Annotated in this window: 17 protein-coding genes; 7 read left to right on the top strand and 10 right to left on the bottom strand. The window is 66.8% G+C overall.

Annotated elements, in window-relative coordinates; genetic code table 11:
• Positions 1 to 114: 114 nt before the first annotated feature.
• Complete coding sequence (locus tag IE187_RS16235) at positions 115 to 882, top strand: FadR/GntR family transcriptional regulator (protein WP_133191757.1); 768 nt, start codon at positions 115 to 117, stop codon at positions 880 to 882.
• 168 nt (positions 883 to 1,050) lie between these two features.
• Here IE187_RS16235 and IE187_RS16230 read toward each other — a convergent pair whose 3' ends face one another.
• Entirely contained in the window at positions 1,051 to 1,941 is an 891-nt protein-coding gene (locus IE187_RS16230) for an HpcH/HpaI aldolase/citrate lyase family protein (protein WP_189677097.1), read from the bottom strand.
• On the bottom strand, positions 1,938 to 2,390 hold the full coding sequence (locus tag IE187_RS16225; RefSeq protein WP_133191755.1) for a MaoC family dehydratase: 453 nt from the start codon (positions 2,388 to 2,390) through the stop codon (positions 1,938 to 1,940). The genes IE187_RS16230 and IE187_RS16225 overlap by 4 nt, the downstream gene beginning before the upstream one ends.
• Before the next feature lie 140 nt (positions 2,391 to 2,530).
• On the opposite strand from IE187_RS16225, the gene IE187_RS16220 reads away from it, so the two are divergent.
• A complete protein-coding gene (locus IE187_RS16220; RefSeq protein WP_189677096.1) occupies positions 2,531 to 3,208 on the top strand; it encodes a response regulator in 678 nt (225 codons plus the stop codon).
• A gap of 4 nt (positions 3,209 to 3,212) precedes the next feature.
• Here the strand turns inward: IE187_RS16220 and IE187_RS16215 are convergent, their stop codons facing one another.
• Positions 3,213 to 4,643, bottom strand: a complete 1,431-nt coding sequence (locus tag IE187_RS16215) for a glycosyltransferase family 2 protein (RefSeq protein WP_189677095.1) — start codon at positions 4,641 to 4,643, stop codon at positions 3,213 to 3,215.
• Positions 4,644 to 4,745: 102 nt separating this feature from the next.
• Here IE187_RS16215 and IE187_RS16210 point away from each other — a divergent pair, with 102 nt between their 5' ends.
• The gene (locus tag IE187_RS16210; protein ID WP_189677094.1) at positions 4,746 to 5,309 is read left to right on the top strand and encodes a cytochrome b; all 564 of its coding nucleotides are present in this window, start codon (positions 4,746 to 4,748) and stop codon (positions 5,307 to 5,309) included.
• Positions 5,310 to 5,429: 120 nt separating this feature from the next.
• Here IE187_RS16210 and IE187_RS16205 read toward each other — a convergent pair whose 3' ends face one another.
• The 6 genes from IE187_RS16205 to rpiA all read right to left on the bottom strand — a co-directional run bounded on the left by IE187_RS16205 (position 5,430) and on the right by rpiA (position 12,587).
• Positions 5,430 to 6,443, bottom strand: a complete 1,014-nt coding sequence (locus IE187_RS16205) for an acetamidase/formamidase family protein (protein ID WP_189677093.1) — start codon at positions 6,441 to 6,443, stop codon at positions 5,430 to 5,432.
• Between the two features lie 47 nt (positions 6,444 to 6,490).
• The gene (locus IE187_RS16200; RefSeq protein ID WP_189677092.1) at positions 6,491 to 7,288 is read right to left on the bottom strand and encodes a Cof-type HAD-IIB family hydrolase; all 798 of its coding nucleotides are present in this window, start codon (positions 7,286 to 7,288) and stop codon (positions 6,491 to 6,493) included.
• Positions 7,285 to 8,268 carry a phosphogluconate dehydrogenase (NAD(+)-dependent, decarboxylating) gene (gene gnd / locus IE187_RS16195; RefSeq protein WP_189677091.1) on the bottom strand — a complete coding sequence of 328 codons (984 nt, stop codon included), beginning with the start codon at positions 8,266 to 8,268 and terminating at the stop codon, positions 7,285 to 7,287. The genes IE187_RS16200 and gnd overlap by 4 nt, the downstream gene beginning before the upstream one ends.
• Before the next feature lie 147 nt (positions 8,269 to 8,415).
• A complete protein-coding gene (gene tal / locus IE187_RS16190; protein WP_189677090.1) occupies positions 8,416 to 9,525 on the bottom strand; it encodes a transaldolase in 1,110 nt (369 codons plus the stop codon).
• Positions 9,526 to 9,737: 212 nt separating this feature from the next.
• Positions 9,738 to 11,837 carry a transketolase gene (gene tkt / locus IE187_RS16185; protein WP_189677089.1) on the bottom strand — a complete coding sequence of 700 codons (2,100 nt, stop codon included), beginning with the start codon at positions 11,835 to 11,837 and terminating at the stop codon, positions 9,738 to 9,740.
• Between the two features lie 81 nt (positions 11,838 to 11,918).
• Complete coding sequence (rpiA, locus tag IE187_RS16180) at positions 11,919 to 12,587, bottom strand: ribose-5-phosphate isomerase RpiA (protein ID WP_189677088.1); 669 nt, start codon at positions 12,585 to 12,587, stop codon at positions 11,919 to 11,921.
• A gap of 141 nt (positions 12,588 to 12,728) precedes the next feature.
• Between rpiA and IE187_RS16175 the strand changes: the two genes are divergently transcribed.
• The 3 genes from IE187_RS16175 (at position 12,729) to msrA (ending at position 14,636) form a co-directional block, all read left to right on the top strand.
• On the top strand, positions 12,729 to 13,118 hold the full coding sequence (locus IE187_RS16175; RefSeq protein WP_189677087.1) for a hypothetical protein: 390 nt from the start codon (positions 12,729 to 12,731) through the stop codon (positions 13,116 to 13,118).
• Positions 13,119 to 13,259: 141 nt separating this feature from the next.
• A complete protein-coding gene (locus IE187_RS16170; RefSeq protein WP_189677086.1) occupies positions 13,260 to 13,889 on the top strand; it encodes a DedA family protein in 630 nt (209 codons plus the stop codon).
• 90 nt (positions 13,890 to 13,979) lie between these two features.
• A complete protein-coding gene (msrA, locus tag IE187_RS16165; RefSeq protein ID WP_189677085.1) occupies positions 13,980 to 14,636 on the top strand; it encodes a peptide-methionine (S)-S-oxide reductase MsrA in 657 nt (218 codons plus the stop codon).
• 45 nt (positions 14,637 to 14,681) lie between these two features.
• Here msrA and pdeM read toward each other — a convergent pair whose 3' ends face one another.
• Positions 14,682 to 15,371 (bottom strand): ligase-associated DNA damage response endonuclease PdeM, encoded by a 690-nt coding sequence (gene pdeM / locus IE187_RS16160; protein WP_189677084.1) that lies wholly within the window; start codon positions 15,369 to 15,371, stop codon positions 14,682 to 14,684.
• A 137-nt stretch (positions 15,372 to 15,508) separates the two neighbouring features.
• Between pdeM and IE187_RS16155 the strand changes: the two genes are divergently transcribed.
• The gene (locus IE187_RS16155) at positions 15,509 to 17,443 is read left to right on the top strand and encodes a potassium transporter Kup (RefSeq protein WP_189677083.1); all 1,935 of its coding nucleotides are present in this window, start codon (positions 15,509 to 15,511) and stop codon (positions 17,441 to 17,443) included.
• Positions 17,444 to 17,468 lie beyond the last annotated feature (25 nt).

Here is a 17,468-nt window from a genome sequence, read left to right as displayed (position 1 = left end):
GACAGATCGGTCCGCGCTGTCCATGCTGGTAAGGCCAGATTGGCCAGGGAAGAATTCGGTATCCAAGATGTTGCAGATGTTGCGCTCTTCGCAAAGCTCGGTCACGATCGCATGATGAATGACCAGCCGCGCCGCGTCACAAGGCTTTACGAACAGGTCGCATCCGACGTCCGCGCCGCGCTCGCCAGCGGGCGCTATGCGATCGGTGATCGACTGCCATCCGAGCGCGACCTTGCGCTGCAGTACAAGGTGTCGCGCCCCACGGTACGTGAGGCGATCATCGCGCTCGAGGTCGACGGCATGGTCGAGGTGCGAACCAATTCGGGGGTGTATGTCGCCGCGCTGCATCCGGCGGGTGGGGTGCTCAGTGAAACCGATGTCGGCGGCTTCGAGCTGCTCGAAGCGCGGCGGCTGATCGAATCGCAAGTCGCGGGGCTTGCGGCCGGGCAGATCGACGCCGAGCGCCTTGCGCGGCTGCGGTCGCTGGTGCGCGAGATGGAGAATGTCGATCTCGTCACCGCCGAGGTCGCCGATCGCGAATTCCACCTCGAGATCGCGCGTTCCACCGGCAACAGCGCGCTCGAGATCACCGTCGCGATGCTGTGGGACACGCGCAGCCGCTCGCCGCAATACCGGCTGCTGACCGAGAAGGTCCGCACCGCCGGGGTCGCGCCGCGCCAGTCCGAGCATCTGCGGATCGTCGAGGCGCTGGCCTCGGGCGACGCGAGCCGCGCGCACAATGCGATGTGGGACCATCTCGGGCGCGTGATCGACGCCTTGCTCGAAGCGACCGAAGTCGAAGCGATCGAGCGCGCCCGCGCGGACGTAGATGCCAAGCGGCGGCGCTTCCGCGACAAGGTGGCGGTGGCGAGTTCGGGCTGAGCTGCGCACCGGGGCGATACCGTTGACGGACCCGCGCTCGGCCTGTCGTAGCCGTCACCCCGGCCTCGTGCCGGGGTCTACCGGGATGCGCTGCACTGCGCTGGCAGCATTTGCGGCACGGTGGGCCCCGGCACAAGGCCGGGGTGACGGAGGTCCGATCGTCCAACCCTACCGCGTATAGGCCGCAGCCAATGCGAGCAGACCCTCGGCCTGCTTCAAGTGCGGCAGATCCACCATCCGCCCATCGAGCCCAACGGTCCCCACGCCCGGCGCCGCTGCAAACGCCGCGACGATCCGCTGCGCGTGTGCGATCTCCTCGGGCGACGGCATGAAGCTCGCGTTGATCGCGGCGACTTGCGCGGGATGGATCGCGAGGCGGCCGGTAAAGCCCTCCGCCCGCGCTGCGCGCGAACTCTCGCGCAATCCCGCCTCGTCGCGGAAATCGACATAGAGCGTATCGATCGCCTGCACCCCCGCCGCCTTCGCGCCGAGCAGCGTGAGCGAGCGCACCAAGCGATAGGTCAGCGCCCAGCCGCCGGCGGGATCAAGATTGCTGCTCGCGCCAAGCGCGGCGGAGAGATCCTCCGCGCCCCAAGTCAGCCCGAGCAAGCGATCGAGCCCCGCCCCCGCATACGCGCCAAGCGTGAACGGGGCTGCGGCGGTTTCGGTCGCCACCGGCACGATCCTGATCGATCCCGGCGCGACGCCGGCCTGCGCCTCGAGCGCGTCGAGATAGTGCGACAGCCGGCGGATGTCGTCGGGCCCGTCGCATTTCGGCAGCATGATGCCATTGGGCGCGGCGCCGACCACCGCGACCAGATCGTCGAGCGCGAGGCCGCTGTCGAACGGATTGATCCGCACCCATAACTGGCCCGGACGGGCGCCGCGCGGACGCTCGCCGACGAACGCGGCGACCAGCGCCCGGCCCGCCGGCTTGTTCGCCGCCGCAACCGAATCCTCGAGATCGAGGATCACCGCATCGGCGCCACAAGCATCGACCTTGCCGAGCTTCTTCTCGCTGTCGCCGGGGATGAACAGCCAGGAGCGCAGCGGCGTCATGCCGGCCGCCGCCGCTGCAGCCCCGAACGCTTGCACGAGGCGACCAGCTCGTCGCGCTGATTGTAGGCGCGGTGGATGAAGGTCACGATCCCGGCATTGGGGCGGGACTTCGATTCGCGCAGCTCGGCGACCTCGGTCTCTATCCGCAGCGTGTCGCCGATGAACACCGGTGCGGGAAAGCGTACCTCGTCCCAGCCGAGATTGGCGACCGCAGTGCCAAGCGTCGTGTCGCCGACCGACACGCCGACCATCAGCCCCAAGGTGAAGGTCGAATTGACGATGATGCGACCGTAATCGCTGTCCTTCATGTACTCGGCATCGAGATGGAGCTGCGCGGGGTTATGCGTCAGCGTCGAGAAGAGCAGATTGTCGGTCTCGGTCACCGTCCGCCGGATCGCATGGGCAAAGGTCTGCCCGACCTGCAACTCCTCGAACCACAATCCTGCCATCGCTCTCTGCTCCTTTGCCTGGCGATGGATTAGGCAGGAATTGCGCAAAACGCCATCGCCTCGACGCGGTGGCAGCTCTGCGGGTACCGGGCGTTCGTCGTGGCATGGCCGAATGCGCCGATCGCGCGTACGGGGGGCAAATGACCGCACAGATCTTGATCGTCGACGATGAATCCGCGATCCGCCGCCTGGTGCGCGGCGCGATCGAGCGCGCCGGGCTGACCGCCGACGAAGCCGCCACCGCCGCCGACGCGCTGACGCTGGCGCATCGCCCCGGGTGCGCGCTGGTGCTGCTCGATCTCGGCCTGCCCGACCGCGACGGGATCGAACTCGTGCCGCTGCTCAAGGCGATGGACCGCGCGGTGATCGTCCTTACCGCGCGCGATGCGACCGCGGAGAAGGTGGCCGCGCTCGATCTCGGCGCCGACGATTATGTCGTGAAGCCCTTCGATACCGAGGAATTGCTGGCCCGGGTGCGCGGCGTGCTGCGGCGGCACAATGCCGTGCCGCCGGGCGGGAACCTACTGAAGGTCGGGCCAGTCGAGATCGACCTCGCGGCACACCAGGTGTCGCGCGACGGCGCGGCGGTGAAGCTGACGCGCAAGGAATTCGCCTTGCTCGCCGAGCTCGCGCGGCATGCCGGCAAGCTCCTGACGCACGCGCATCTGCTGCGTGTGGTGTGGGGCGACGGGCATCTCGACGATGTCGAATATCTGCGCGTCGCCGTGCGCGCGCTGCGGTTGAAGCTCGAGCTCGATCCGGGCGCGCCCGCGCTGCTGCTCAACGAGCCCGGGATCGGCTATCGGCTCGTCGCCTAGGCGCTCACTCCGCTGGCGCGACGATCGCGGTGCGCTGTTGCCGGCCCCAGCTTTCGCGCCCCGTCAGGAACGCGTGCCAGCCCCACACCGCCCCGGCATGGCGCAGCAGCTGGAAGCTGAACGGCTCGAGGAGCGCGGCGATCAGCGCGGGGAACAGCGCGAGCCCCTCGCGCTGCCCGGTCCAGCGCTTGTACATGCCGAGCGACCAGAGGTGGAAGGTCAGGTCGATCGCGATCTTTGCGAGCATCACGAGCAGGATCGGCAAGGCAAGCGTGAAGCGCCCGCTGACCACCAGCCCGACGAGGATCGCGAACGCCGCCAGCCCGTAGATCGGCTGCACCGTATCGAGCGCCTTGACCGGTAGCATCGCGGTGCCGAGCCAGCCGAAGCGCCGCGCGCCGACCATGTCGCGGTTCCAACGCTGCGTCTGGAGGAAGCCGCCGAACCAGCGCCGCCGCTGGCGCAGGAATGCCATCGGGCTCGCCGGCGCATCGGTCCGCGCGAGCGCGCCGCCGACCACGCGGATCTTCCAGTCGCGACCATGATCGGCAGCATGGCGATAGAGCCGGTGGATCAGCTCGTAATCCTCGACCATGCAATCGGGGTCGAAGCCGCCGACCGCGACCACCGCCTCGCGCCGGAACGCGGCGAACGCGCCCGAAATCAGCAACAGGCTGTCGAGCCGCTCCCAGGCATGGCGCGACAGGAAGTTGCGGACGTATTCGTAGGTCTGGAACCACTCGAAGAAGCGGCCCTGCAGATCGCGCCCGCAGATCGGCGCGAGCACGCCGGTCGCCGCGACGAGCGTCGGCTCGGCGGCAAACGCCGCGCGCATCGCGGCGATCGCGCCGGGTTCGAGCAGCGTGTCGGCATCGACCGTCAGCACGACCTCGGTATCGACTTGCACCATCGCCGCATTGAGCGCGCGCGCCTTGCCGGTATGGCGCAGCCGCAGCCAGCGCAGCGACGGCAGGATCGCCGAGGGCGGCGTCATCGTGCCGAGCGGCGGGACGGCGAGACCGTAGCGCCGCTCGAGCACTTCGGCGGTCGCATCGCTCGATCCGTCATCGGCGATCAGGATCAGATCGGGCGGCGACGCTTGCCCGGCGAGCCGATCGATCGCCGCGGCGATGACGCTCGCCTCGTTATGCGCCGCGACGATGACGCCGAAGCTGGGCGAGGTGACAGGCGTTGGGTGGGGCGTCTGGCGCAGGTCGCGGATGTTCCATGCGGTGAACGCCAACAGCGCCGTGTCGTAGAGGATATAGGCGATCCCGATCGACCAGACCGCCAGGCTCTGCCGCATGAACGCTTGAACGAACAAAGCGAGGAACAGCAGCGGCCCGATCGCGCCGATCAGGCGGCTTGCGAGCGGCACGCGGCGCGGGGTGAGCCGCGGGGATTCGGCAACGAGCGTTTCGGCGAGCGAGGTCATTGCGGGGGCGTTACCGATAGTGGATGAACAAGCGATGACGCGCCTAGCGCGGCCACGACCGGGCCGCTAGGCTCCGCCTTGCAAATCGCAAGGAGCCGATCGATGTTACAGCGCTACACCCCTGTCGCGATCGTGCTCCACTGGATCATCGCGGTGCTGATCGTCGCCAATGTCCTGCTCGCCTGGACGTGGCCGAATCTTGCCGACGTGCAGGTGCGCCCGGCGATCGACCTGCACAAGTCGATCGGCATCACGATCCTCGGCCTCGCGCTGCTGCGTATCCTGTGGCGCCTCGGCCACCGCCCGCCGCCGCTGCCGCAGGGCTATGCGCGCTGGGAAGTCGCCGCGTCGCATATCGTGCATTGGGGGCTCTACCTGATCCTGTTCGCGATGCCGCTGACGGGCTGGATCATGGATTCGGCCTATAAGGATGCGGCGAGCCATCCGATGTTCCTCTACGGCCTGTTCGAATGGCCGCGGTTGGGGTTCATCATGGCGCTCGATCCCGCGACGAAGAAGGCGGTGCATGACGGCTTTGGCGAAGCGCACGAAATCATCGCTTATGGCGTTTACGCGCTGGTCGCGCTGCATCTGGCGGGGGCGATCAAGCATCAGTGGCTCGATCGGTCGCAGGAGCTCCAGCGGATGTGGTTCGGTCGGCGGTAGACCCGCGCAACCGTCACCCCGGACCTGTTCCGGGGTCTACCGGGATGCGTGTTCTGACGCCTAGTGCGTGCGTCACGGTGGACCCCGGCACGAGGCCGGGGTGACGTCGGAGAGTGGGCGCTACCGCTTGGTGAACACGGCCTTGGGCAGCATCACATGCACGCCCTTGTTGCGATCGACCAGTTCGGTCACCTCTACATCCCCCGCGACGCTGATCAGCATGTACGCGTCATCGCGCGTCATACCCTTCGCGGCCACGAGAAAGTCGATCATGTTGCGCAGCGCTTTGCGCGTCGCATTGCTGAGATCGTCGTCGAACCCCATCGCGATATAGTGCGTCGGGGTCTCCGCGCGCGGATAGGGGGCCTTCTCGCCCTTGTGCAAGATGAACTGCAGCGTCCCCGTCAGCGAGGTTTCGAGCGCGGTGATGTCGACTTCGCCATTGCCCTGTGCGGCATGGCCGTCGCCGACCTGGAACAGCGCACCGCTGGCATGGACCGGCAGGAACAGCGTCGTCCCCGCGACGAGCGCCTTGTCGTCCATATTGCCGCCATTGATCGTCGGCGGAGCCGAATCATAACGGCCGAAGGAAGGCGGCGGTGCCACCCCCATACTGCCGAAGAACGGCCGGAGCGGGACATCGACGCCCGGCGCGAACCGTCCGAGCATCGCCTTCTTGTCGAGCGGGACGATCTTCATCCGCGCATAGGGGAAATCGTCGGTCAGGAACCCCGCGCCATAGCGAAAGGCGTTGTAGGCATAGGGGATCGCGAGATCGATCTTGAGGATGCGGATCTCGAGCGTGTCACCGGGCTCGGCGCCGGTGATCGCGATCGGGCCGGTGAGCACGTGCCCGCCCGGCCCGCGCTCGCTCGCTGGGACGCCGGCATAGACCGCGCGCAACGCGGGCTCGACATCGGCGGGCGCGACGCCCGCTTTCTCGAGCCCTGCCGGGCTGTTGGTCAGCAGCGTATGGACGACGACGGTGTCGCCCGACTCGATCGTCAAGACGGGCTTGGAGGTCGCGTCGTAATGCCCCCAAGCGACGGTCTGCGGCGTGGCGGGCAGATCATGCGTCTTGGCCGCCAGCGGGCTCGCGACGGCCAGCCCGATCAATCCCATCCAGTATCGCATATGCCACCCCTGTTTACCCGTTCGGGCAAAGGTGGCGCACGCGACGCTCAGCGTCCAGCGAGGATCGCGTCGATCGCCTCGGCGACGCCGTCTTGGTCGTTGCTCGCCACGACATGCGTCGCCTTGGCGCGGACCGCCTCGGGCCCCTGCCCCATTGCGTAGGACACGGCGGCGCGGGCGAACATCGGCAGGTCGTTCGCCTGATCCCCCAGCACCGCGATCGCGTCGAGCGGAACGCCGAGCGTCTCCGACAACGCAGCGACGCCGTCGCCCTTGTTGCCGGCAAGTGCTGTCACGTCGAGATAATAGACCTGCGACTGCGCGATCGTCGCGCGGTCGCCGTAACCCTTGGCCTGTCCGGCGAGCGCCTTGAGCAGCTCGGCATCGTCGCTGACGAAGGTCAGCTTGTCGACGCGGTCGAACAGATCGGTGAAGTCCTGCCGCACGACCGGCGCCTGGTTCGACGCCAGCTTCTCGCTGCCGACATGCCCGCCCTGATCGGTGCTGGCATACCATTGATCGTCGGCGAACACCCATATGTCGACCGCTGCGCCTTTAACGACGTCGAACACGCCCTCGACCACCGCGCGCGGGACATAGTGCTGGCTCGTCACCGTGCCGTCGCGGGTGAACACCGTGCCGCCGTTGAACGCCCCCATCGGCGCGTCGATGCCGAGCAGCTCGGCGATCGGCATCATCCCCGAACGCGGCCGCGCGCTGACGATCGTGAACCCGACGCCCGCCTCGCGCAGCCGTGCGACCGCGGCCTTGACGCCGGGTGTAACCTGCTTCTGCTTGTCGACCAGCGTGCCGTCGACGTCGGAAACGACGAGCTTGACGCTCATTGCGGCATCTCGACATGCCCGCCGAAGCCGAAGCGCATCGCCGACAGCAACTTGTCGCCGAAGGTATGATCGACGCGGCTGCGATAGCGCGCAAACAGCGCGGCGGTCAGCACGTTGGCGGGGACTTTCTCCTCCATCGCGGCGTCGATCGTCCACTGGCCCTCGCCCGAATCGGCGACGCTGCCGGTGAATTGTTCGAGGTTCTGGTCCTTGGCGAGGCCGATCGCGGTGAGATCGAGCAGCCACGACGAGATCACGCTGCCGCGGCGCCAGACTTCGGCGATGTCGGTAAGGTTGAGATCGAAGCGCTCGTCCTCGGGCAGCTTGTCCGAGGCCTTGCCCTTGAGGATGTCGAAGCCCTCGGCATAGGCTTGCATCAGGCCGTATTCGATGCCGTTGTGCACCATCTTGACGAAATGCCCGGCGCCCGCCGGCCCGGCATGGATATAGCCCTGCTCGGCGCGCGGATCCTCATTCTCCTCGATCCGGCCCGGCGTGCGCGGGATCGTGCCGATGCCGGGGGCGAGCGCTGCGAGGATCGGGTCGATCGTGTCGACCGCTTCCTTCGATCCGCCCACCATCATGCAATAGCCGCGCTCGAGCCCCCACACGCCGCCCGACGTGCCGACATCGACGTAGTGCGTGCCCTGCTCGGTCAGCGCCTTGGCGCGGCGGATGTCGTCCTTGTAGAAGCTGTTGCCGCCATCGATGATGATGTCGCCTTTGGTGTCGAAGCCGCCGATCGTCGCGATCGTCTGTTCGGTCGGGTCGCCGGCCGGGAGCATCACCCAGTAGATGCCGGGTTTGTCGAGCTTGTCGCGCATGTCCTCGAGCGAGCTCGCGCCGATCGCGCCATCGGCGACGAGGCCCTCGACCGCGGGGGCGTTGCGGTCGAACACGACCGTCTCGTGCCCCGCGCGCATCAGCCGGCGCGCGATGTTGCCGCCCATGCGGCCCAAGCCGATGATCCCGATCTTCATGTGGACAATCCTTCGATCAAAAAGCGGTACAGCTTCCCCGGCGGAGGCCGGGGCCCAGTCGCGCAGACCGTGATCGTGAAAGGCTGTCTGCCGCCAGGACCGTGTCTCGACTGGGCCCCGGCCTCCGCCGGGGAAGAAAGTGACAGGTCAGGCGTTCGCTGGGTGCTTCGCCGCGATCGCGCCGAGCAGGTCGTCGAACGCCTTGGAGAAGGACGCGACGCCCTCCTCGACCAGCGTGTCGGTGACACCGTCAAGGTCGAGCCCGAGCCGCTCGGCCTCCGAGATCACGTGGCGCGCACCGGCGACGTCCTGGCCGAGCGTCGCCGCCGCAGTGCCGCGCTCGCGATACGCGTCGAGCGTCTTGGGCGGCACGGTGTTGACGGTGTCCTTGCCGATCAGCGTGTCGAGATACAGCGTGTCGGGATATTCAGGGTTCTTGGTGCCGGTCGACGCCCAAAGCAGCCGCTGGACCTGCGCGCCCTTGGCGGCGAGCGCCTGCCAGCGGGCCGAGGCGATGAACTCTTCGTACCAGGCATAGGCCAGCTTGGCGTTGGCGATCGCGACCTTGCCCTTGAGCGCCTTGGCTTCGTCGCCACCGACGCCGGCATCGATCTTGTCGTCGATCTTCGAATCGATCCGGCTGATGAAGAAGCTTGCGACGCTGGCGATCTTGTCGATCGGCTCGCCGCGCGCGACGCGCTTCTCGAGCCCCTCGACATAGGCTTCGGCCACCGCCTGATACGCGTTCTGCGAGAAGAGCAATGTGACGTTGACGTTGATCCCGGCATCGATCGTCGCAGCGATCGCGGGGACGCCGGCGGGGGTGCCGGGGATCTTGATCATCAGGTTCGGACGGTTGACCGCCTTCCACAGCTTCTGCGCCTCGGCGATCGTACCGTCGGTGTCGTTGGCGAGATAGGGCGAGACTTCGAGGCTGACATAGCCGTCCTTGGCCTCGAGCCGGTCGTAGACCGGGCGCAGCGTGTCGGCGGCGGCCTGGATGTCGAGGATCGCGAGATGCTCGTAGCGGTCCATTGTCGGCGCGTCGGGGTGGGTCTTGTCGTAGGCGGCGAGTTCGGCGTCATACGCGTCGCCGTGGCCCATCGCTTTTTCGAAGATCGACGGGTTCGACGTGACACCGGTCAGCGAGTCCTCGTCGACCATCTTCTGCAGGCCGCCCTCGGCCAGGAACTTGCGGTCGACGAAGTCGAGCCACACGGCCTGACCCAATGCTGCGAGATCGTTCAAACGGCCCATCAGTGCTTCTCCGAAAATCTGTGTCGTGCGCCCTTGTAGCCCTGCATTTGGGCACGGCGGTTACGCGAACAACCCCGGGGGGGCTAATAGTGTTGGGTCCCCTCCCCGTCATCCCCGCGAAGGCGGGGATCCCGCTGCCTTGCCCCGCGCTTGCGAGAAGAAGCGGGACCCTCGCTTTCGCGAGGGTGACAGGGAGGTAGGCCCTGGCTTCGTTACTTCGCCGCGTTGACCATTTCGGTCGCGACCTTCACGACATGATCGACGGTGAAGCCGAACTTGTCCTGCAGCTTGGCGATCGGGGCCGAAGCACCGAAGGTCGACATGGTGATCGTCTTGCCGTGCGTGCCGACATAGCGATCCCAGCCGATCTCGCTGCCCATCTCGATCGCGAGGCGCGCGGTGACCGCCTTTGGCAGCACGGATTCCTTATAGGCTTCGTCCTGGCTCTCGTAGCGATGCCAGCTCGGCAGCGAGACGACGCGCGACGCCACACCCTGCGCGACGAGCTTGTCGTGCGCTTCGAGCGCGAGCGACACTTCCGAGCCGGTCGCGATCAGGATGACCTGTGGGGCGCAGTCGGTTTCTGGGCTATCGGCCAGCACATAGCCGCCCTGCATGAGCCCTTCGGCACTCGCATATTTGGAGCGGTCGATCGTCGGCAGCGCCTGACGCGACAGGATCAGCGCGGTCGGGTGATTGCCCGACTGCATCGCCGCCTTCCACGCCCAGGCGGTCTCATTGGCATCGGCCGGGCGGATCGTGTCGAGGCCGGGGATCGCGCGGAGCGAGATGACCTGCTCGATCGGCTGGTGCGTCGGGCCGTCCTCGCCGACACCGATCGAATCGTGCGTGAAGACATAGGTCGCGCCGAGTTCCATCAGCGCGCCGAGCCGTATCGGCGGACGCATGTAATCCGAGAAGACCAGGAAGGTCGCCGAGTAGGAGCGCAGGTAGGACAGCGCCATGCCGTTGACGACCGCGCCCATGCCATGCTCGCGCACGCCGAAGTGCAGGTTGCGCGCCCCATAGCTGTCCGCCTGGAACGAACCGCCATTGTCGATCAGCGTCTTGGTCGAAGGCGCGAGATCGGCCGAGCCGCCGACCAGCCACGGCACCTTGGCGGCGATCGCATTCATCACCTTGCCGCCGGCATCGCGCGACGCCATGCCCTTGGCATCGGCGTCGAAGGTCGGGATATCGGCATCCCAGCCCTCGGGGAGCTGGCTGGTGAGCAGCGCGTCGAGTTCCTTCGACAGCTCGGGATACGCATCGGCATAGCGCGCGCGCATCTCGTCCCAGGCTTCGCGCAGCGGCGTTCCGCGATCGGCGACCGCCTTGTGGAAGCCTTCCTTGACGCCGTCGGGGACGAGGAACTTGGCCTCGGGATCCCAGCCATAGGCCTTCTTGGTGTTGGCGATGTCGTCGAGCGTCATGCCCTCGCCGTGCGCCTTGGCGGTGCCCTGGATCGAGCTGCCATAGCCGATGATGCTCTTCACCACGATGAAGGTCGGCTTGTCGTCGCAGGCCTTGAAGCTGTCGAGCGCCGCCGCCATCGCCGCGCAGTCATTCGCGTCGTCGACGTGAAGAACGTGCCAACCATAGGCCTCGAAGCGCTTGCCGACGTCCTCGTCGAACGCAAGGTCGGTGCCGCCCTCGATCGAGACGTGGTTCGAATCGTAGACCCAGCACAGGTTCGACAGCTTGAGATGCCCGGCGAGGCTGGCGGCTTCGCTGGCGACGCCCTCCATCATGTCGCCGTCGCCCGAGAAGACATAGACGTCATGGTCGAACAGCTTGAAGCCATCGCGATTGTAGCGTGCCGCGAGCCAGCGCTCGGCGATTGCCATGCCGACCGAATTGCCGCAGCCGGCACCGAGCGGGCCGGTGGTCGTCTCGACCCCGGTGGTGTGGCGATATTCGGGATGACCCGGCGTCTTCGAGCCGAGCTGACGGAACGCCTTGATGTCGTCGAGGCTGACCGCGGGCGCGCCGGACTTCTTGCCGTCGCGATCGATCTCCTCGACGCCGGCGAGGTGGAGCAGCGCGTAGAGCAGCATCGACGCATGGCCGACCGACAGCACGAAGCGGTCGCGGTTGGGCCAGTCGGGGGTCGATGGATCGGTGCGCAGGAACTTGGTCCACAGCGTATGGCCGACCGGCGCGAGCGCCATCGGTGTGCCGATATGGCCGGACTTTGCGGTCGACACCGCATCCATCGACAGCGTGCGGATCGTGTCGATCTGCAGCCGCTCGGGGCTGCCATCCTCTTGGAGCGCGGTTGCGGGGTTCGCTTGGGTCTGGGTGTCGGCCATGCAGGGGGTCGCCTTTTACTGTGGTCGCTGAACGCTCGCGCGTCGGTCGGGTTGCCCGAAGGTGAAGATAACGCTCGCGCTTTAGGCGCTCGTTTCGCCGCGTTCCAGCCGCGTAACGACTCCATCGGTCGCGATATAGGCGGCATCGACCTCGGCGAGGAACAATCCGTGGCCCAGTGCGCCCGGAATTGCGTCGATCGCCGCGGCGAGCGCGGCGTGGTCGATATCCGCGGGGAAGCGGCAATCGAGGATCGGATTGCCCTGGTCGCTGGTGAAACCCGCCCGCAGCACCGGTGCGCCGCCGAGTGCGGCGAGTCGGTCGGCGACGAAGGCGTGCGCGAAGGGCAAAACTTCGACCGGGATCTTGGCGGCACCGATCGCGCCTACGCGCTTCGAGCCGTCGGCGATGACGAGCATCCGGTCGCTTGCCGCGGCGACGACCTTCTCGCGCAGCATCGCACCGCCCGCGCCCTTGATGGCATTGAGCGCGGAGTCGATTTCGTCGGCACCGTCGATCGTGAGGTCGATCCTGGCGGGCATCTCGATCAGCTGGATGCCGGCCTCGCGGGCGCTCGCTTCGGTGGCGAGGCTGGTGGCGACGGCCTTGATCTGAAGACCGGCGCGAACCTGTTCGCCAAGCGCCGCGATCGCGAACGCGGCGGTCGAGCCGGTGCCGAGCCCGACGATCATCCCGGCGCGGACTTCGGCAATCGCGGCCAGCGCGGCGAGGCGTTTGTCGGAGTCGTTCATCGGGAGCCCCTACCATCCTTCCTTGGCCGGGCCCATGGTGAGCGTCGCAATGTGGTCTCAACACGCTAATTTGCCTTGCCCAGCGGCGATAGCTTAAGCTCGACTTAAGTCCCCGCCGGACCACCAAGGGTATCGCGACGCATGGAAATCATATTCGAGATCCTCTTCCAGTTCCTAGGCGAGTTTGTGCTGCAAATCCTTTTCGAAGCTCTTTCCGAGCTTGGCTTCCACAGCCTCGCGGATACCTTCGAAAAGCCGAGAAACCCGATCTTATCGACAATAGGGTTTGCGATGTGGGGCGCGCTGGCTGGCGGCATCAGCCTGTTGATCATGCCGCGATCGTTTATTTCCAACCTCGGTCTTCGCGAAGCGAACGTCCTGATAACGCCGATCGCCGTCGGTGCAGCCATGACGCTCATCGGGCGATGGAGGGCCAGCAAGGGTCAGACGCGGATCGGAATCGACCGGTTTGGATATGCCTTCATCTTTGCATTTTTGATGGCGATCGTTCGCTTCAATTGGGCCCATTGAAGCGGCGGTACGGTCTGCGCCACCAGCGCGCGTGTCGCATACCAACGCGGCACATCCGGTCGATGACCAAGCGACGGGCTGTATCGACTGGCGTATCTTTCCCCTAGCCCTTGCCCCCAGGCCACGGCAAAGCACGCGGCCATGATCGAACGAATCCTCGGCATCCTCGCCACCTTCACCATCGGCGTCATTTCGAGCGGGGGCTATCTTGGCATCGCGCTGCTGATGGCGATCGAGTCGGCGTGCATTCCGCTGCCGTCCGAGATCATCATGCCGTTCGCGGGCTATCTCGTCTCGACCGGGCGCTTCGACCTGTTCCTTGCCGCGACCGCGGGCGCGATCGGGTGCAATCTCGGTTCGATCGTCGCGTATGAAATCGGCAAGCGCGGCGGGCGGCCGCTCGCCGAGCGTTGGGGGCGCTATGTGCTGGTCGGTCCGGGCGAGCTCGATGCCGCCGATCGCTTCTTCGCGCGCTTCGGCAACATGGCGGTGCTGATCGGGCGGCTGCTGCCGGTGATCCGCTCGTTCATCGCCTTCCCGGCGGGCGTCGCGCGGATGCCGCTGGTGCCGTTCCACATCTACACCTTTCTCGGCTCGTGGCCGTGGTGCTTCGGGCTCGCCTGGGTCGGGATGAAGCTCGGCGATCAGTGGAACAAGAGCCCGGCGATGAAGGCGGCATTCCACAGCGCCGATGCGGTGATCGCGGTCGTGCTCGTCGCCGCGGTCGCTTTCTACATCTGGCACCGCGTCCGCGGGTTGAAGCGGCGCTGATTCGACACGACATCTTTGTCGACCGCCAAAGCGTAACTTGGCGCGTGCATGACGCGAATTGCGTTATGTCCTGGCCCCAGAGGTGTTTCGATGTTCAAGCCCGTCCTGATCACTGCCGGCCTTGCCGGAATCGCGCTCTACGCGCTTGGCGGCGGCACGGCGAAAGCCGAGCGCGCGGTGCCGATCCCCGCGTCCAAGACCGACGTCACCGCGAAGGGCCCGCAGACCGCGGTGTTCGCAGGCGGCTGCTTCTGGGGCATGGAAGCGGTGTTCGAGCATGTGAAGGGCGTGAAGAGCGTCACCGCGGGCTATGCCGGTGGCACGCGCGAGACCGCGACCTACGACCAAGTCTCGACCGAGACGACGCAGCATGCCGAGGCGATCCGCGTGGTCTACGATCCCGCCAAGGTCAGCTATGCGACGCTGCTGCGCGTCTATTTCTCGGTCGCGCACGATCCGACGCAGCTCAACCGCCAGACGCCCGACAGCGGCTATAGCTATCGCTCGGCGATCTTCCCGCAGAGCGCGGCGCAGCGCGGCGTTGCTGCGGCGTATATCGCACAGCTCGGGCAGGCGAATGTGTTCGGCAAGCCGATCGTGACGAAGATCGAGAACGGCTCGTTCTTCCCGGCGGAGGCGTATCACCAGAACTTCTTCGATCGGAACCCCAACCACCCGTATATCGTGACGTTCGACAAGCCGAAGGTGGCGGCGTTCCGCGCGGGGTTCCCGCAGCTGGCGAGCTGATGTTCTGAGCCCCTCCCCTTTACGGGAGGGGCTTTTCTTGTCCCGCTACGCCGCGACCTTGAAGCGCAGCAACTTATCCTCGACCGGGATCAGCGCCTCCGCCCCCGGCCCGACCGCGCGGACGATCTCGGGGTGATCGACGTCGAGCCCGCCGGTCAGCGCGCCGAATGCGGGCAGGATCAGCTTGGTCGGCGTCGCGACGAAACAGATCCGCGAGACGTTGCGGCCGCGCACGCGCAACCGAAGCTTGGGATGGAAATGCCCCGACAGCTCGGGCCGCGTCTCGCGCGCGCTCGCTTCGTGGCGGAGCACCAGCCCGTCGACCACCGCCTCGTCGACCACCACGCCGCCGCAGCGATCAACCAAGCCGGCATCGTGCCCCGCATCATGATTGCCCGTGATCCACGTCCAGCGCGCCGCCGAGGTCAGGCTGCGCAGCGTCGCCTGCGCCGCGGCGGGCAACCGCTCGCAGCCCTTGGGGTCGTGGAAACTGTCACCGAGGCACCAGATCTCGCGCGGGCTGAGCGCGTCGACGACCGCGCTGAGATCGGCAAGCGTCGCGAGCGAATCGTAGGGCGGCAGCATCTGCCCGCGCTTGGCAAACCAGCTCGCTTTCTCGAAGTGGAGATCGGCCACCAGCAGCGCCTGGCGCGCCGGCCAGAACAGCGCACCGTTGCGCAAGGCGAGCAGGGAATGCCCCCCGAAGGCAAGCGGGGCGAACGAAAAGGGAACCATGACCCCGCCTATGTCGCAATCGATGCAACCATGCAACGCTGTCCGGCCGAGCGACGGTCCCGTTCGGTTAAACCGCTTGCGCAAAGGCGTAACGGGCGTAAAGCGCGCCGTCCTCTCCGGCGAGCCATTACCCCCTTATGACCTCTGCCACTGACAGCATTGTCGCCAAAGCCACCCCGCACCCAGCGCTCGTCGCGCTGACGATCGGCGCGATCGGCGTGGTGTTCGGCGATATCGGCACCAGCCCGCTCTACGCCTTTCGCGAGGCGCTCAACCTGACCGCCAAGGACGGGCTCGACCCCGGCGAGATCCTCGGCGTGCTGAGCCTGGCGATCTGGTCGTTGATCCTCGTCGTCACCGTCAAATACGTCATCTTCCTGATGCGCGCCGACAATCAGGGCGAGGGCGGCGTGCTCGCGCTGACCGCGCTGGCGCGGCGCGCGCTCGGCAAGCGCTCGCTGATCGCGCTCGTGCTGGGCGCGGCAGGTGCGTCGCTCTTCTATGGCGATGCGCTCATCACCCCGGCGCTGTCGGTGCTCTCGGCGGTCGAGGGGCTCAAGACGATCCCGGGGCTTGGCGACGTGTTCTCCGACTCGGTGATCCTCGGCGTGACGATCGTCATCCTCGTCGCGCTCTTCTTCATCCAGAGCCGCGGCACGGCGAGCGTCTCGGCGCTGTTCGGCCCGGTCTGCATCGTCTGGTTCCTCGCGATCGGCGCGCTCGGGCTGTGGCACATCACCGACGAGCCCTCGATCCTGCGCGTCATCTCGCCGCATTACGGCGCGATCTTCCTCGCGACGCACGGCGTGACCGGGCTCTTCGTGCTCGGCGCGGTGTTCCTCACCGTCACCGGTGCCGAGGCGCTGACCGCCGATATGGGCCATTTCGGCGTGCTGCCGATCCGCATCGGCTGGTTCGTGCTCGTCTTCCCGTGCCTGATCCTCAACTATCTCGGGCAAGGCGCCTATGCGCTGAGCGCGCTCGAGGCCGCCGCCGCGGCGGGCAAGCCGTTCGTCAACCAGGACTGGTTCTTCCTGATGGCCCCCGAGGGCCTCCGTCCGTGGCTGATCGGCCTCGCAATGATGGCCACCGTCATCGCCAGCCAGGCGGTGATCACCGGCGCCTATTCGCTGACGCAACAGGCGATCCAGCTCGGGCTCCTCCCGCGGCTGCGCATCCGCCAGACCTCGGCGACGCAGGCCGGGCAGATCTACCTCCCCTCGATCAACTGGCTGCTGCTGGTCGGCGTGCTGGTGCTGGTGATCCAGTTCCGCACCTCCTCGGCGATGGCCGCGGCGTATGGCATCGCGGTGACGGGGACGATGGTGGTGACGACGCTGCTCGCCTATATCGTCGTGCGGCATCGCTGGAACTGGGGGCGCCCGCTCGCGCTCGCGGTAATCCTGCCGTTCCTGACGCTCGATTTGATCTTCTTCGGCGCGAACATCCTGCGCGTGATCGAGGGTGGCTGGGTACCGTTGGTCGTCGCCGCGGTGATCGGCCTCGTCATCTACACCTGGAACCGCGGGCGCGGGATCGTGCGCGCCTTCGAGCTGCGCCAGAGCGTCCCGCTCGCCGACCTCGCCGCCGCGCTCGCCAAGCGCCCGCCCGAGCGCGTCGAGGGGACCGCGGTGTTCCTCACCGCCAACCCCGACAGCGCCCCCGGCGCGTTGCTGCACAATCTCAAGCACAACAAGGTGCTGCACGAGAAGAACCTCATCTGCAGCATCCGCACCGCCGACCGCCCCTCGGTCGAGCAGGACGAGCGCGCCGAGATCCGCCCGGTCGACGCCAATTTCACGATCATCGTGCTGACCTATGGCTTCATGGAATCGCCCGACGTGCCGCGCGACCTGGGGCTCGAGGCGGTGAGCCACAAGAAGTCGCTCAACCCCGCCAAGACGAGCTATTTCATCGGCCGCAACACGATCAAGCCCGCTGCCGACCAGGGCATGCCGCTGTGGCAGGACCGGATCTTCATGTTCCTGCAAAGGAATGCGAGCGACCCGACCGACTTCCTGAAGATCCCGCCGGGGAAGGTGCTCGAGTTGGGGGAGCAGGTTACCGTCTAGACTACGCCGCGCTCTGGTCTCGGTA

Origin of the sequence: Sphingomonas glacialis, from assembly GCF_014653575.1 — a bacterium.
GTDB classification, from domain to species: Bacteria; Pseudomonadota; Alphaproteobacteria; order Sphingomonadales; family Sphingomonadaceae; genus Sphingomonas; species Sphingomonas glacialis.
Note: the sequence above shows the minus strand (reverse complement) of the source record. Positions and strands in the feature narration are given on the sequence as shown.